The following is a 16,069-nucleotide window of genomic DNA, read 5'->3' on the forward strand; positions in this document are numbered from 1 at the left end:
GCCGCACCGCCCCGTTTGAGTGCGTAGCACTCAAAAAACTTTTGTCTACATCAGAGATTTTGGGGCTGCTTCGCGGCCCAACGGGGGCAAGCCCCCTCGCCACAGGCTTACTCCCACACTGGATGGTGTGTTCTGCGGGATTCGTAAATTCTGTTTAAAAGTCTTCTCGCCCGCGGCGGATTTTTCCGGGGCGAGCCAAATGACACCCTCACGGCACTGTTCAACTCAAAGGTGCCCCCTATGACCACTGCCCGTTGGCAACGCTCCCCCCCGCCTGCTGAAAAATCTGCTGGCCGCCGCCCTGCTGCTGCCGTCCCTCGCGTTCGCCCAGGAACGCCCGTGGCCGGATGGCTCGCAACTGGTGATTTCGTTTTCCATGCAATTCGAAACCGGCGGCCAGCCCGACGGTGCCGAAAGTCCGTTCTCCGGCACGCCGCTGCCCAAGGGCTACCCGGACTTGCCGGCACAGACCTGGTTCGACTACGGCTACAAGGAAGGCCTGTGGCGGATGCTCGACCTGTGGGACCGCAACGGCATCAAGGTCACGTCCCATGTGGTGGGCGAAGCGGCGTTGAAACACCCCGAACTGGTGCGGGCGATCGCCGATCGCGGCCATGAAGTCGCCGCCCATGGCATGCGCTGGGCCGACTCCTACAACATGAGCTACGAACAAGAGAAAGCCTTCATCGGCGACGGCGTCGAGGCGGTGCAGAAACTCACCGGCCAGCGCTCCGTGGGCTACAACGCCAATTGGCTGCGGCGCAGCCCCAATACCCTGAAAGTGCTGCAGGATCTGAACTTCACCTACCACATCGACGACGTCAGCCGTGATGAGCCGTTTGTGACGCTGGTCCGCGGCAAGAAATTCGCCGTGGTGCCATACACCCTGCGCAACAACGACATCGTGCTGATCGAAGGCCGGCACTTCTCGGCGCAACAGTTCTACCGGCAATTGGTGCTGGAATTCGACCGCCTGTACGCCGAAGGCGCCAACCGGCGGCGGATGATGTCGGTGAGCCTGCATGACCGCATTGGCGGCACCCCGGCGATGGTCGAGGCGGTAGAGCGCTTTATCCGTTACGCCAAGTCCCATCCGAAGGTCAGCTTCATGCGCAAGGATCAGATCGCCCAGATCGTGCTGACCGAAAAGAACCCGCTGATCGATAACACCGAGGCGGCGTATAACCACTGAGCCAAATCATCGCCAAAACCAGAATCAAAAGATCGCAGCCTGCGATCTTTTTAACGGTTCGCTACGCCAACAACTGACTCAACACCGCACGCAACTTGCCGGGCTTCACCGGTTTGTTCAGCAATGGCGCGTCAAGTCGCTGCAACGAACGCCGACACTGGTCGGTGCGGTCGGCGGTGATGATCACCGCCGGTATCGCCCGGCTGAAATGCTCGCGTAAATGCCGGACCACTTCACAGCCCACCACCCCGTGATCCAGGTGGTAGTCCGCCAGAATCAGTTCCGGCGCCTGCCCCTGCAAAGCCACCAGCGCGGTGGCCTCGTCGGTGGCGGTGACCACTTCGCAACCCCACTGTCCGAGCAGCGCGCTCATGCTTTCAAGGATGCTGACTTCGTTGTCCAGCACCAGCAGGCGCCGCCCCGGCAGTGGGTTGCCGGTACTCGGTTGTGGTGCGACCTGACTGATCGGCGGTGGAATCTCACGGGAAATCGGCACCTCGATGCTGAACATCGAACCGCGCCCCGGCAGTGAATGCACCTGAATTCTGTAATCGAGGATCTTGGCGATGCGTTCGACAATCGCCAGTCCCAGGCCTACGCCCTTGCGGTCGGCGGCGCGGCCGACATCCAGTTGGTTGAATTCGAGGAAGATCGAATCGAGACGATCCGCCGGAATCCCACGCCCGGTGTCCCAAACCTCAATACGCAGCACATCGCCCCGGCGTCTTGCCCCCAGCAGAATGCAGCCCTCGTCGGTGTAGCGGCAGGCATTGCTGAGGAAGTTGCGCAGAATCCGCGTCATCAGCCGCAAGTCGGTATGAATCGCGTAATCACCCATGTGCACCCGCAGGTTCAACCCGGCCGCCGCGGCCACCGACTGAAATTCCGAGACCAGCGGCGCGAACAGTTCGTCGAGGCGGTACAGGGCGATGTCCGGCTTCACCGCGGCCTGATCGAGGCGGGAAATATCCAGCAGATCGGTGAGCAAGTCCTCGGCCCCTTCCAGCGCCTGATGCGTGCGCTCCACCAACACCTGCTCGACGTCGGGCAGCTTGCGCTCGCGCAACGTCGAGATCAGCAAACGCGCGGCGTTGAGCGGTTGCAGCAGGTCGTGACTGGCGGCGGCGAGGTATTTGTCCTTGCTGCGATTGGCCGCCTCGGCGGCATCACGGGCGTCACGCAAGGCTTCGGCGATCTGTTTACGCTCGGTGATCTGTTGTTGCAGATTGCGGTTGGCATCCAGTAACTCATTGGTGCGCGCCGTGACCCGTTGCTCCAGTTGATCATTGAGCTGTTGCAAACGCTCCTGAGCCTGTTTTCGCTCGGTGATGTCGGCGACGAACCCCTCCACCAGGCCTTGCTGATCAGGCTTGAGCAGCAGGTTCATCAACACGTCGAGGACACTGCCGTCCTTGCGCCGCAGCTGGGTTTCATAGCCCAACAGGCTGCGCTCGCGCTGGAGGACTTCACCGATGCTTTCCAGCTCTTGCGCGCCGCCGACGAACAGCGTGCCCGCCAGGTCCGTCAGGGAAAACAGCACCTCTTGCGGGTCTTGATAGCCAAGCATCCGCGCCAGCGCCGGGTTGGCGGCGCGCATGCCCTCCTGCAAGCTGGCCTGGAAGATTCCGTGCACCGCGTTTTCGAACAGCCATTTGTAGCGATTGCGCTCGGCCTCCAGTTCATCCAGGCGCGCGGCCAGTTCCGGGTAATGACTCTTGCGCGCCGAGTGATTGCCTAAACCCAATAACCCGGTCAGCGCCCGTTGCTGTTCGTCAGAGGGCTTCGCCATAGACAACCTCGACGTCGCGCTGACTGGACTCGCGCGGGTTGGTAAGGATGCACGGGTCATCCATGGCATGTTGTGACAGGAACGGAATGTCCGACGTACTCACCCCGTGCAGGCCCAGGGTTTCGTGGAAGCCGATGGCGTGTTTGAGGGCGATCAAGTGGTCGACCAGACGCCCGCAGATCTGCCGGTGGTTCAGGCCGCGACAATCGATGCCGAAGGTCTCGGCGATCACCTTGAAGCGCTCCGGCGCCGAGCTGTAATTGAACGCCACCACGTGTTCGACTAGCACCGCGTTGCACAAGCCATGCGGCAGATCGAGGAATCCACCGAGGCTGTGGGACATGGCATGCACCGCACCGAGGATCGCGTTAGAGAACGCCAGCCCGGCCTGCATGCTGCCGAGCATGATTTTTTCCCGCAGGGCGATGTCGCCGGGGTTGGCGATCATTTGCACCAGATTGCCGTTGATCAGCCGCATCGCCTCCAGCGCATGCGGGTCGGTGAGCGGCCCGTGACCGGTGGAAACGAAGGCCTCGATGGCGTGGACCAACGCGTCGATGCCGGTACAGGCCGACAGGAACGGGTCCATGCTCAGGGTGGTTTCCGGGTCGATCAGCGACACGTCCGGAACCGCAGCCTTGCTGACGATGGAGAATTTCATGCGTTCTTGCTGATTGGAGATGATCACGAACTGCGACACATCGGCCGACGTGCCGGCGGTAGTCGGGATCAGGATCAGCGGCGGGCTGGGCATGCGCAGGGTGTCCACGCCCTCGAATTCAAGGATGTTGCGCCCGTGGGCGACGACAATGCCGATGCCCTTGCCGCAGTCCATCGGACTGCCGCCGCCAATCGCGACGATCACATCGCAATGGTTTTCCCGGTACAACTCGGCACCGAGCATGACTTCTTCGATCCGCGGGTTGGGCGAAACGTCGCTGTACACGAAGTAATCGATGCCCTGGGCTTGCAGACTGGCTTCGACATCGGCAACCCAACCGGCGGCAATCACCCCGGGGTCGCTGACCACCAGCACCTTGCGGGCGCCGAAGGTCTTGGCGTAGTTGCCGACGTTGTGCCGACAGCCGGCACCGAAGATGATTTCAGGCGAAACGAATTTACGCAGCTGGCTGAGGTTCTGGCTCATTGGAAAGCCTGTTTTTATTGTTTTGAAAGGTAAAGCCAACACTAAAGCATCCGGCTGCGAATGCAATCAGACCAATGGGTAGCACGTTGGGGCGTACTCAGGCGTTGTATCCACCGAAGATCCCCTGTGGGAGATTCTATGTGGCGAGGGGGCTTGCCCCCGTTGGGTCGCGGAGCGGCCCCAAAACCAGACGGGACTGCTACGCAGTCCAACGGGGGCAAGCCCCCTCGCCACATAAGCCCGCTCCCACAGGGAATTTGTGTGAGTTCTCGATTTATCCGCGAAAAATCAGCCGCGAAGCCTTTTCATTGCGCAAGGTCAGGTGCTCCATGCCCTGCCCCGGCGCGTCGGCTTCGTCCCGTGCCTTGAGGATGACGCTGTGGTGCGGCGACTTGCTGCACACCGGGTCGGCATTGCTCGCATCCCCCGTGAGCATGAACGCCTGGCAGCGGCAGCCGCCGAGGTCCTTGTGCTTTTCATCGCAGGAACGGCATGGCTCTTTCATCCAGTCATCGCCGCGAAAACGATTGAAGCCGAAGGAGTCGTTCCAGATGTGTTCGATGCTGTGCTCGCGCACATTGGGGAACTGCACCGGCAACTGGCGAGCGCTGTTGCAAGGCAACGCCGTGCCGTCCGGGGTGATGTCAAGAAACAGGTTGGCCCAGCCATTCATGCAGGTCTTGGGGCGCTCTTCGTAGTAGTCCGGGGTGACGAAGATCAGTTTGCACGGGTGGCCTTCGGCCTCGAGCCGCTGGCGATACTCGTTGGTGATGCGCTCGGCGCGCTGCAATTGTTCGCGGGTCGGCAACAGGCCGACCCGGTTGAGTTCCGCCCAACCGTAGAACTGGCAGGTCGCCAACTCGACGAAATCCGCTTCCAGCTCCAGGCACAGCTCGATGATCTGCGCGATCTGGTCGATGTTGTGCCGATGGGTAACGAAGTTCAGCACCATCGGGTAGCCCTGGGCTTTCACTGCCCGGGCCATGGCCAGTTTCTGGGCGAAGGCCTTGCGTGAACCAGCGAGCATATTGTTGACCGCTTCGTCGGCGGCCTGAAAGCTGATCTGGATATGGTCCAGCCCGGCGACCTTGAAGTCGCGGACCTTCTGCTCGGTCAGGCCGATACCCGAGGTGATCAGGTTGGTGTAGTAACCCATGTCCCGCGCGGCCTTGATCAGCTCGGCCAGGTCCTGGCGCACCAGCGGCTCGCCACCGGAAAACCCCAGTTGCGCGGCGCCCATCTCCCTAGCCTCGCGAAACACCCGAATCCACTCTTCTGTGCTCAACTCCTCACCTTGTTGGGCGAAATCCAAGGGGTTGGAGCAATACGGGCATTGCAACGGGCAGCGATAGGTCAGCTCCGCCAACAGCCACAGCGGTGGGCCGGGTTGCTGTTCGAGCGTGCTCACAGCGCAATCCCCCGATGCCAGACGCGCTCGGTGGTGACGCTGTGATACGGCGGGCGGTCCAGCTCATAGGCCATGCTCATGGCGTCGAGCATGCTCCACAGCACATCGAGCTTGAACTGCAGAATCTCCAACATGCGCTGCTGGCCCTCGACCGTGACGTAATGCGCCAGGGTGATGCGCAAACCATGCTCGACATCGCGCCGGGCCTGACTCAGACGCGTACGGAAATAGTCGTAACCGGCCGCATTGATCCACGGGTAATGGGTGGGCCAGGCGTCGAGCCGCGATTGGTGGATCTGCGGCGCGAACAGTTCTGTCAGCGAGCTGCTGGCCGCTTCCTGCCAGCAAGCACGGCGGGCGAAATTGACGTAGGCGTCCACGGCAAATCGCACACCCGGCAGCACCAACTCTTGCGAGAGAATTTGCTCACGATCCAGCCCCACTGCTTCGCCCAGACGCAACCAGGCTTCGATGCCGCCTTCGCTGCCGGGGGCGCCGTCATGGTCGAGAATCCGTTGCAGCCATTCCCGGCGCACGTCGCGGTCCGGGCAGTTGGCGAGGATGGCCGCGTCCTTCAGCGGGATATTCACCTGATAGTAGAAGCGATTGGCGACCCAGCCCTGGATCTGCTCGCGGGTGGCGCGCCCGGCGTACATCGCTTGGTGGAATGGATGGTGGATGTGGTAATAGGCGCCTTTGGCGCGCAATGCCTGTTCGAATTCGGCGGGGGTCAGGGGGGTGTCAGTCATTGCGGTTCTCCGGATTTCGCGGTGTCTGGTCTGGCGCCTTCGCGGGCAAGCCCGCTCCCACAGGAGTTAGGTGATCCCTGTGGGAGCGGGCTTGCCCGCGATAGGGCCATCCGCTACAGCTCAATACTCATGCCGTCATAAGCCACTTCAATCCCCCGCCGCTCCAGCAACGCCCGTTCGGTCGAGTCTTCATCGAGGATCGGGTTGGTGTTGTTGATGTGGATCAGCACCTTGCGCTGACGACTGAAGCCCTCCAGCACTTCGAGCAGGCCGCCAGGGCCGCTTTGCGGCAGGTGGCCCATTTCGCGGCCCAGGCTCTGGCCGACTTCGCACACACGCATTTCATCGTCGCGCCACAATGTGCCATCCAGCAGCAGACAGTCGGCGCGCTGCATCCAGCTCAGCACCTCGGCGTCGACCTGCCCCAGCCCCGGCGCATAGAACACCGATGCGCCGCTGCGCAGGTCTTCGATGAACAGGCCGATGGTGTCCCCCGGCTGCGGATTGCCACGGTTGGGCGAATACGGCGGCGCGTTGCTGACCAACGGAATCGCGCGAAATTGCAGGTGTGGGCAGGCCGCGATGCTGAACGGCTCGCGGTCCAGCCCGATGGGTTGCCACTGCAAGCCACCGTTCCAGTGTTTGAGCATGCTGAACAAGGGAAAGCCGCTGCTCAGGTCTTCATGTACCCGCTCGGTGCACCAGACCGAATGCGGGCAGCCTTCACGCAGGCTCAGCAGCCCGGTGCAATGGTCGATCTGACTGTCCAGCAGGACCACGCCGGCAATCGCCGTGTCACGCAAGCGTCGAGCCGGTTGCAACGCCGGGAAGCTTTCGAGTTGGGCGCGGATGTCCGGTGAAGCATTACAGAGCACCCACTCCACACCGCCGTCGCTCAGGGCAATGGACGACTGCGTGCGGCGTTGCGCGCGCAGGGTGCCGTGGCGCATGGCGGCGCATTGACGGCAGTTGCAGTTCCATTGCGGAAAACCACCGCCGGCGGCGGAACCGAGAACGCGGATGTGCATGGGATGGCTCCAGAAGGCAGGCCCGGCCAACGCGACGGCTGACCGGGCGATCAATCAACGGTTGGCGAAATACATCGTCACTTCGAAGCCAATGCGCAGATCGGTAAACGCGGGTTTATGCCACATGGGTCATTCCTCTTCTTGTGCCGGACGATTCCGGTAGAGCCATTAATGCACGGGGCGCCAAGTGCCCGAATGCTACTTTCGAAGGAGGTGGCGGCGTGCGTTGGTAGGGGGTGTCGCGCAGATCCTGGAACCATACAAAACCAATGTGGGAACGGGCTAATGTGGCGAGGGGGCTTGCCCCCGTTGGGTCGCGAAGCGGCCCCAAAACCAGAAGTTCCGGGGACTGCTACGCAGTCCAACGGGGGCAAGCCCCCTCGCCACAGGCTAGCCCCCTCGCCACACAAGCCTGCTCCCACAAGGGAGTTGTGGTGTTTTTGCGGGTTAGAAGAACCCCAACGGATTGATGTCGTAGCTCACCAGCAGGTTTTTGGTTTGCTGGTAATGGTCGAGCATCATCTTGTGGTTCTCACGGCCGACACCGGATTTCTTGTAGCCACCGAACGCGGCATGGGCCGGGTACAGGTGGTAGCAGTTGGTCCAGACGCGCCCGGCCTTGATCGCCCGGCCCATGCGGTAGGCGCGGTTGATGTCACGGGTCCACAGGCCGGCGCCGAGGCCGAACTCGCTGTCGTTGGCAATCGCCAGGGCCTCGGCTTCGTCCTTGAAGGTGGTGACACCCACCACCGGGCCGAAGATTTCTTCCTGGAACACGCGCATTTTGTTGTGGCCCTTGAGCAGGGTCGGCTGGATGTAATAGCCGCTCGACAAGTCGCCTTCCAGACGCTCGGCCGCACCGCCAGTGAGCAGCTCGGCGCCCTCCTCCTGGGCGATTTTCAGGTACGAGAGGATCTTGTCGTATTGCTGCTCGGACGCCTGGGCGCCGACCATGGTCTCGGTGTCCAGCGGGTTGCCGCGTTTGATCTTGACGATCTTCTTCATCACCTCGGCCATGAACGGCTCATAGATCGATTCCTGCACCAACGCCCGCGACGGACAGGTGCAGACTTCGCCCTGGTTGAAGAACGCCAGCACCAGGCCTTCAGCGGCTTTTTCGATGAACTGTGGCTCAGCGTTCATGATGTCTTCGAAGAAGATGTTCGGCGACTTGCCGCCCAGCTCGACGGTGCTTGGAATGATGTTCTCGGCCGCGCAATGCATGATGTGCGCGCCCACCGGGGTGGACCCGGTGAAGGCGATCTTGGCGATGCGCTTGCTGGTGGCCAGCGCCTCACCGGCTTCGCGACCGAAGCCCTGGACGATGTTCAGCACGCCGGCCGGCAGCAAGTCGGCGATCAGTTCGGCGAACACCATGATCGACAGCGGCGTTTGTTCCGCCGGTTTGAGCACGATGCAGTTGCCGGCGGCCAGGGCCGGAGCGAGCTTCCACGCAGCCATCAGCAGCGGGAAGTTCCACGGAATGATCTGCCCGACCACGCCCAGCGGCTCGTGGAAATGATAGGCGGTGGTCAGTTCGTTGATCTCGGCGGCGCCGCCTTCCTGGGCGCGGATGCAACCGGCGAAGTAACGGAAGTGGTCGGCGGCCAGCGGCACGTCGGCATTCAGGGTTTCGCGCACGGCTTTGCCGTTGTCCCAGGTTTCGGTGACGGCGAGGATTTCCAGGTTCTGTTCGATGCGGTCGGCGATTTTCAGCAGCACCAGCGAACGGTCCTGCGCCGAGGTTTTGCCCCAGGCATCGGCGGCGGCATGGGCGGCGTCGAGGGCCTTGTCGATGTCGGCGGCGCTGGAGCGCGGGAACTCGGCGATCACTTCACCGGTGACCGGTGAGGTGTTGGTGAAGTACTCGCCATTGACTGGGGCGACGAACTCGCCGCCGATAAAATTGCCGTAGCGCGGTTTGAAGGAAACGATGGCGCCGGGTGTTCCAGGTTGTGCGTAGATCATGATGGGCCTCTGTCTGGGTCGATGCCTGTCAGGCCAACAGGCGATGAACCGATAGTAGAGAGCCCCGCGTGCCAGACGAATGCGCCGTTGGCAGGGGGGACTCTCGTTATTTGGTAGTAGGTTTCACACAAACCAATGTGGGAGCGAGCCTGCTCGCGATGGCGCCAGTACATTCAACAATGATGTTAACTGTCAGGCCGCTATCGCGAGCAGGCTCGCTCCCACAGGGTTATGCGGTGGATTTTGAGTTAGTGCTTGGCAACGAGATCCTTCGGCAGCTTGAAGGTCCACAGCATGCCGCCCTGGTTGAAGTCCTTGATGCGCTTGGCCACTTCGCCGCCCCAGAGCGGTACCGCGCCGCCCCAGCCGGAGAGCACCGAGACGTATTGTTCGCCGTCCATTTCCCAGGTGATGGGCGAGCCGAGCACGCCGGAGCCGGTCTGGAATTCCCAGACTTTCTCGCCGGTCTTGGCATTGAACGCCTGCAGGAAGCCTTCCGGCGTACCGGTGAACACCAGGTTGCCCTTGGTGGTCAGCACCCCGCCCCACAGCGGCGCGAAGTTCTTGTGGCGCCAGACTTCCTTGCCGGTTTTCGGGTCGATGGCGCGCAGCACGCCGATGTAGTCTTCGTTCAACGGTTTGATGGTGAAACCGGCGCCGAGGAACGCCGCGCCTTTCTTGTAGGCAATGCCTTCGTTCCAGATGTCCATGCCCCACTCGTTGGACGGCACATAGAACAGCCCGGTGTCGCGGTTGTAGGCCATCGGCATCCAGTTTTTCGCCCCCAGGAACGCGGGCGCTACAAACACCGAACTGCCTTTGGCCTCGGAGCCCGGTGCACCCGGACGGCTGTCTTCGTTGTAGATCGGCCGACCGTTTTTATCCAGGCCGCTGGCCCAGGTGATCTTGTCCACGAACGGGAAGCCGCGGATGAATTTGCCGTTGGTGCGATCCAGCACGTAGAAGAAACCGTTACGGTCCGCGGTGGCCGCGGCTTTGATTTCCTTGCCGCCTTCGTTGTAGTTGAACGACACCAGTTCGTTCACACCGTCATAGTCCCAGCCATCGTGCGGGGTGCTCTGGAAGTGCCACTTGATCGTGCCGTCATCCGGGTTCAGCGCCAGGCGCGAGGACGAGTAAAGGTTGTCGCCCGGGCGCAGGTGCGAGTTCCACGGTGCCGGGTTGCCGGTGCCGAACAGCAGCAGATTGGTTTCCGGGTCGTAGTAGCCGCCCAGCCAAGGCGCCGCACCGCCGGTTTTCCACAGATCGCCCGGCCAGGTCTTGCCCGCTTCGCCACCGGAGATGCCGTTCTCTACCGCCTTGCCGTCCTTGTAGACGTAGCCCATGTGGCCTTCGACCGTTGGCCGGGTCCACAGCAGGTCGCCGTTTTTCGGGTCGTAGGCTTCGATCTTGCCCACCACCCCGAACTCGCCACCGGCCACGCCGGTGATCAGTTTGCCGTTGATGACCAATGGCGCGGCGCTGATGGAATAGCCTTCCTTGTGGTCGGCGACTTTCTTGCTCCACACCACTTTGCCGGTGTCCTTGTTCAGGGCCACAAGCTTGGCGTCGAGGGTGCCGAAGATCACCAGGTCGCCATATAGCGCGACACCACGGTTGATCACGTCGCAGCACGGACGGATGTCATCGGGCAGACGTGCGTCGTATTGCCAGAGCTTGCGGCCGGTGCGCGCATCCACGGCGAACACCCGCGAGTAAGAGCCGGTCATGTACATCACGCCGTCCTTGATCATCGGCTGCGCCTGTTGACCGCGCTGCTTTTCACCGCCGAACGAAAAGGCCCAGACCGGGCGCAGGTCCTTCACGTTGTCGACATTGAGGGTGTCCAGCGGGCTGTAGCGCTGACCCTGGACGCCCAGACCGTTGGTGACGACCTGCTCCGGGTTCTTGGGGTCCTGGAGAATGTCTTGATCGGTGACACCGGCCAGTGCGGTGCCTGACAACAGCATGGCACTGAGCAGCACGCTCAAGACGAAGGGTTGGCGACGTGCGGGTTGGGTCATGACGGCTACCTCTGCGGTTTTTGTTATACCCGGGAAATTTTCCCGGTCTGGTGCAGATTCTTGGGCGCCGCCGCCCTCGCAACAATTGCCCGCAATGCGGAGATTTCTAGTTCCTTGGTACAGGGTCGAATGAGAAAGTCACCGGATTTCATGATCGATGCTGCCCCCTGTGGGAGCGGGCTTGCCCGCGATGGGGCCAGAACATTCAACATTGATGTCGGCTGTCAGACTGCTATCGCGGGCAAGCCCGCTCCCACAGGGGGCCGGTGTTGCTCACAAATCTTTGGCGGAATCGACTCGGGTCATCTGCGCGCGCTCATAGCGCGGGTACAAATGGCTGACGCTGCGGATCAGCTCATAACGGCTCAGGTTGATCCCGGCGAAACGTTCAGGAATGGGACTGCGGATCATCTCGGCCATGTCGCTGCCGTTCGCCGCACCGTCGCGCATGAGTTGATCGAGCCAGGAGAGGTAATCGCGCATCTGCTCGAAGGGTTTGCTGTCCGTGGCCACCGGCCCATGGCCGGGGACGATCAGCGTCCACGGCAACCCCTGAAGCGTGGCGATATCCGCCAGCCACACCGACAACCCCGGGCTGTTCGGGGTGGTCAGGGCCCGCTGATAAAACACCAGATCCCCGGCAAACAGCACGCCGGTTTTCTGGTCGAGAATAGCCAGATCCGCGCCGGTGTGCCCACCCAGACTCAGCAGCCGCAAATCGTGGTTCCCAAAACTTTGCACGCCAGGCGTCAGCGTCTGCGTCGGCAACACCACTTCGGTGCCGCGCATCCAGTCGCCCACCAGCCGATACATGTTTTCCGCCATCGCATTACCCTGTTGATGCAACAGCTCAGTGGTGCCGGCCAGAGCACCGATCGGCACGTCGATGAAGGCCTGATTACCCAGCACATGGTCGGGATGGTGATGGGTCAGCAGCACCTGAATCACCGGTTTATCGGTGGTTGCGGCAATCGCTTTACGCAGGGCCTCGCCGTAGCGCTTCGATGGCCCGGTGTCGATCACCACCACCCCTTGCCCGGTGACGATGAATGCAGTGTTGACGATGTTGCCGCCGTTGTTCTTGGCGAAGTTATCGGTGCTGCCCTCCAGCAGCCAGGTGTCTTCGGCAATCTGCCGGGGCTTGAGGGCGTAATCGGGATCGGCCAGGGACGGCAGGCTCACACAGATGAACAACAACAGCATCCAGCGCATCACACGCTCCTTGGGTCAGGGTATGGCCGCATCGAATTGATTGCCGCTGTTATCGCGCAGCATTAGGCGCGTCTGCCCTGCGCCTTCGATGTCAAAGGCCAGGTTGGGGTTTTCGCTGACCGCCGGGAACAACTCCAGACGCGCCAGCAACTGATCGTTTTGATCCCGCAGCTCGGCCTGGTTGATGAAGAATTCCGGGATGCCACTGACCATGCCGTTGTCCATCGGATGCGCCACTTGCAAACGCACGCGGCTGAATTCGCCACGGGGATAACGACCGCCAAGCACTTCGCCGATGTGTTCTTCCCAACCCGGCTGGGTGCGCACTACGCTTGGCGCCGTGCAGCCACCGCCCGCCGCGTCGATCAGGGTCGAGCCGACATGCCACAGCCCGTCGCGGGTCAACACCGCCGCACGCAATGGTGTGGCCTGTTCGACGCGGATGCGGATCGACAGCCAGGGCAGTACACCGGTCAAGGGCTTGAAGTCGACGATTTTCGGCAGCGGATTGAGTTCGGCCCAGGCGAGGATTCGCACCACTTCGCCCTTGAACGCCCGGGCATCGATTTCCAGCGGCACTTGCCGGGCGTCTTCGGCGAACGGCGGTGCCAGCAGCTTGACCCGCTCGTCAAACACGAACGGCGCGTCGCCAAGCATCTGCTTGTGATAGAACGCCCACATCACCGAGGGCACCGGATCGACCTCAACCGCCTGCGCGGCCAAGGGCAACCAACAGGCCAACAGCCAACGCGCGCGCCAGTTCATTGTTGATACATCTCGGGTACGTCATAGCGCAGGCCGTAATGGGCATAAATGTTTTTGACCGTGCCCTCGCGAATCAACGCTTCCAGCGCCTCTTCCACGGCATAGGCCAGTTGCCGGTTGCTTTCATGCACCGCCATGCCGATCTCCCAGCGTTGCTTGCCCATGTTCGGGTAGGCGTTTTCCGCCAGCGCCACTTGCGGGTCGCCGGCCTGATGAACCTGCCAGTCGATCTCGCCGCGCATGGCCATCACCGCGTCGACTTCACCGGCCTTCATCGCGGCAAATGCCTGGGGCACGCCGGGGTAATGGTGGGTGTTGGCGGCAAGCATGCCGTTGAACACCGAGGTCAGGTAAAACGACGGCACGCTGTCGACTTCGACGCCGATCGGGTGCTGCTGGAACACCGCGACGCTGGCCACCGAATCCAGCCGGCGACGGTCATAAGCCACTTGCCATTGTTCGGTCTGGTACGGCCCGAACATCACCACGTGGCCGTTTTCCAGTTCGCCCAGTTCATTGCGTTTTTGTGAGTAATCGCGGTCGTAGGGCACGCGCATCATCAGGTCGGCCAGTTGCTGATTGTGCAACTGACTGGCCCGCCAGATGTAATCGCGCAGGTCATCGTCGAGCTTCTCCCCGGCGGGTGCCCAGATCAGTTTCAGGCGTACCCCCATGGTTTTGGCCAGAGCCTCGGCCAATTCGACATCGACCCCGCGAGGCTGGCCGGCGTCTTCGAAACTGTAGGGGGCGAAATCCTTGTAGACCGCGACTTTCAGCTCGGCGGCGGCGATCATTTCGTCATAGGTCCGGACCTGTGCCTGCGCTGCCTGGCAGCACAACCACACAGCGCTGATCAACACCGCGAGCAGGCGCATGGGTCACTCCTCGACGTGCACGGAGTCCAGGTAGGTACGTACCGCCCACAAGGCTTCCTGACTCAAGTAGTCGGCCATCTTCGGCATGTACACCCGGCCATCACGCACGGCGCCATGGCGCACCCGTTCGACGAACCACTCGTCACCGGCTTCGGCGACGTCGAGCTTGCGCAAGTCAGGGGCAATGCCGCCGGACTTGGCTTCCAGGCCATGACAGGCCGCGCAGTTCTGGTTGTAGGCCGAAGAACCGATTTCCAACGCTTTATCGTGCTCCGGGGAGGAACGATACGGGTTCACCGCCGCCCAACCATCGGCATCTACCTGCACACCGGCATCCTTGATCGGGGTCAGCCCCTTGGTTTCGACGGCCTGGGGTACCACGTTGCCGTGAGCCCAGACGGAACCTGCGCTGATGAAACCGGCCAGCAGTCCGGCAACGAGCAAGGCGTTGCGTTTTGTTGTCATTGTTATGCCCTCAAGATTGCACGCAAAACCTCTTTGAAGAGGCTATGGCAGCCATCTTAGGAACGGCTTTGCAGCAACCCCATGCTGCTTTGGTGGCCGCGGCCTACTCCCTTGGTAGTAGGGCTTGTGGTGAGCCGCCCAGGTATTTCGCTCGCTGTTACTACCTTGGTACTGGCCCATCGATACTTTCTGCATATTTCCCCACCCGTCCAGGGTTCCTATGCTGACGCAACCTGTGATGGAGTGCCTTATGCGCCAGCTCGCCCCTTATGCCTTGATCTACCTGCTGGCGATTGCCTGCGCCGCCGGGGTGGCGACCCAGAGTCAGGCGGCGGATGCGCCGTTGCAGGTGCGCATCGGCTACCTGGGGTATCGACCCGATCCCGGACCATTGCTGTCGAACGTTATTCCTGAACCGACCGATGCCGGCCTGCGGGGTGCTGAACTGGCGATCATCGACAGCAACAGCACCGGGCGTTTCCTCAATCACAGCTACAGCCTGGTCAGCGCCAACGTCGACAATCCGGAGGCGCTGATCGAAGCGGCCAAAGCCCAACACGAACAAGGCCTGCGCCTGTTTGTGGTGAATGCACCGGTGCAAACCCTGCGCCGACTCAGCGCCGTGCTGCCCGACAGCCTGCTGTTCAATGCCGGCAGCCCCGATGACAGTCTGCGCACTACCGACTGCCTGCCGAACGTGCTGCACAGCCTGCCAAGCCGCGCGATGCTGGCCGATGCGCTGGCGCAATTTCTGGTGCTGCGCAAATGGCAACGGGCGCTGCTGATCGTCGGCCCCACCGCCGACGATCAAGCCTATGCCGCCGCCCTGCGGCGGGCGGCGAAACGCTTCGGCCTGCAACTGTTGGCGGAAAAAACCTGGAGCTTCGATAACGATCAACGGCGCAGCGCCCAGGCCGACATGCCGCTGTTCACCCAGACCGCCGAATACGACGTGGTGCTGGTGGCCGATGAACGCGGCGACTTTGGCGAGTACGTGCCCTACCAGACCTGGTACCCACGCCCGGTCGCCGGCACTCAGGGCCTGACCCCGGTGGGCTGGCACAAGACCGTGGAAACCTACGGCGCCGCGCAGTTGCAAAAACGCTTCGAAGCCCTGGCCGGGCGCTGGATGAACGATCGGGATTTCGCCGCGTGGATGGCCGTACGCAGCATCGCCAGCGCGGTGGGCAAACTGCGTCAGGTCGATGCGATGGCGATCCGTACGCTTGAAATCAGCGATCAATTGCCGCTGGACGGCTTCAAGGGTCGCAAGCTCAGTTATCGGCCGTGGAACGGTCAGTTGCGCCAACCGATCCCCATCGTACAGCCCCGGGCGTTGGTCAGTACGTCGCCGCAAGACGGTTTCTTGCACCCCTTCAACGAAATGGACAGCTTGGGTTACGACAAAGCCGAGGTCAGCTGCCGCTTTCCCTGAAAGCTCTACCAC

13 protein-coding genes and 1 pseudogene are annotated in these 16,069 nt (G+C 61.9%); 2 read left to right on the plus strand and 12 right to left on the minus strand.

Annotated elements, in window-relative coordinates; genetic code table 11:
• Positions 1-240 precede the first annotated feature (240 nt).
• Positions 241-1,192 (plus strand): annotated as a pseudogene (locus tag J3D54_RS25415) (polysaccharide deacetylase family protein).
• Between the two features lie 61 nt (positions 1,193-1,253).
• On the opposite strand, the gene J3D54_RS25420 reads toward J3D54_RS25415, so the two are convergent.
• From J3D54_RS25420 to pedF, 12 genes are all read right to left on the minus strand, one after another.
• The gene (locus J3D54_RS25420) at positions 1,254-2,981 is read right to left on the minus strand and encodes a NahK/ErcS family hybrid sensor histidine kinase/response regulator (RefSeq protein ID WP_253424273.1); all 1,728 of its coding nucleotides are present in this window, start codon (positions 2,979-2,981) and stop codon (positions 1,254-1,256) included.
• Entirely contained in the window at positions 2,965-4,128 is a 1,164-nt protein-coding gene (gene ercA, locus J3D54_RS25425; protein WP_253424277.1) for an alcohol dehydrogenase-like regulatory protein ErcA, read from the minus strand. The genes J3D54_RS25420 and ercA overlap by 17 nt, the downstream gene beginning before the upstream one ends.
• Positions 4,129-4,402: 274 nt before the next feature.
• The gene (pqqE, locus tag J3D54_RS25430; RefSeq protein WP_253424280.1) at positions 4,403-5,536 is read right to left on the minus strand and encodes a pyrroloquinoline quinone biosynthesis protein PqqE; all 1,134 of its coding nucleotides are present in this window, start codon (positions 5,534-5,536) and stop codon (positions 4,403-4,405) included.
• A complete protein-coding gene (gene pqqC, locus J3D54_RS25435) occupies positions 5,533-6,285 on the minus strand; it encodes a pyrroloquinoline-quinone synthase PqqC (RefSeq protein ID WP_253424283.1) in 753 nt (250 codons plus the stop codon). Before pqqC ends, pqqE begins: the two co-directional genes overlap by 4 nt.
• 113 nt (positions 6,286-6,398) lie before the next feature.
• Positions 6,399-7,313, minus strand: a complete 915-nt coding sequence (gene pqqB / locus J3D54_RS25440; RefSeq protein ID WP_253424286.1) for a pyrroloquinoline quinone biosynthesis protein PqqB — start codon at positions 7,311-7,313, stop codon at positions 6,399-6,401.
• Positions 7,314-7,367: 54 nt separating this feature from the next.
• A complete protein-coding gene (pqqA, locus tag J3D54_RS25445; RefSeq protein ID WP_081499480.1) occupies positions 7,368-7,439 on the minus strand; it encodes a pyrroloquinoline quinone precursor peptide PqqA in 72 nt (23 codons plus the stop codon).
• A 321-nt stretch (positions 7,440-7,760) separates the two neighbouring features.
• A complete protein-coding gene (locus tag J3D54_RS25450; protein ID WP_019579394.1) occupies positions 7,761-9,281 on the minus strand; it encodes an aldehyde dehydrogenase family protein in 1,521 nt (506 codons plus the stop codon).
• A 248-nt stretch (positions 9,282-9,529) separates the two neighbouring features.
• On the minus strand, positions 9,530-11,305 hold the full coding sequence (locus J3D54_RS25455; RefSeq protein ID WP_253424290.1) for a PQQ-dependent methanol/ethanol family dehydrogenase: 1,776 nt from the start codon (positions 11,303-11,305) through the stop codon (positions 9,530-9,532).
• Positions 11,306-11,578: 273 nt separating this feature from the next.
• A complete protein-coding gene (locus J3D54_RS25460) occupies positions 11,579-12,517 on the minus strand; it encodes a quinoprotein relay system zinc metallohydrolase 1 (protein ID WP_253424292.1) in 939 nt (312 codons plus the stop codon).
• Between the two features lie 15 nt (positions 12,518-12,532).
• On the minus strand, positions 12,533-13,282 hold the full coding sequence (locus J3D54_RS25465; protein ID WP_253424294.1) for a quinoprotein dehydrogenase-associated SoxYZ-like carrier: 750 nt from the start codon (positions 13,280-13,282) through the stop codon (positions 12,533-12,535).
• On the minus strand, positions 13,279-14,157 hold the full coding sequence (locus tag J3D54_RS25470) for an ABC transporter substrate-binding protein (RefSeq protein WP_253424297.1): 879 nt from the start codon (positions 14,155-14,157) through the stop codon (positions 13,279-13,281). The genes J3D54_RS25465 and J3D54_RS25470 overlap by 4 nt, the downstream gene beginning before the upstream one ends.
• Positions 14,158-14,160: 3 nt before the next feature.
• Positions 14,161-14,622 (minus strand): cytochrome c-550 PedF, encoded by a 462-nt coding sequence (pedF, locus tag J3D54_RS25475; protein ID WP_018929707.1) that lies wholly within the window; start codon positions 14,620-14,622, stop codon positions 14,161-14,163.
• A 250-nt stretch (positions 14,623-14,872) separates the two neighbouring features.
• Here pedF and J3D54_RS25480 point away from each other — a divergent pair, with 250 nt between their 5' ends.
• A complete protein-coding gene (locus J3D54_RS25480; protein ID WP_253424300.1) occupies positions 14,873-16,057 on the plus strand; it encodes an ABC transporter substrate-binding protein in 1,185 nt (394 codons plus the stop codon).
• The last annotated feature ends 12 nt before the right edge of the window (positions 16,058-16,069 follow it).

This window comes from Pseudomonas sp. GGS8 (assembly GCF_024168645.1).
Classification (GTDB): Bacteria; Pseudomonadota; Gammaproteobacteria; order Pseudomonadales; family Pseudomonadaceae; genus Aquipseudomonas.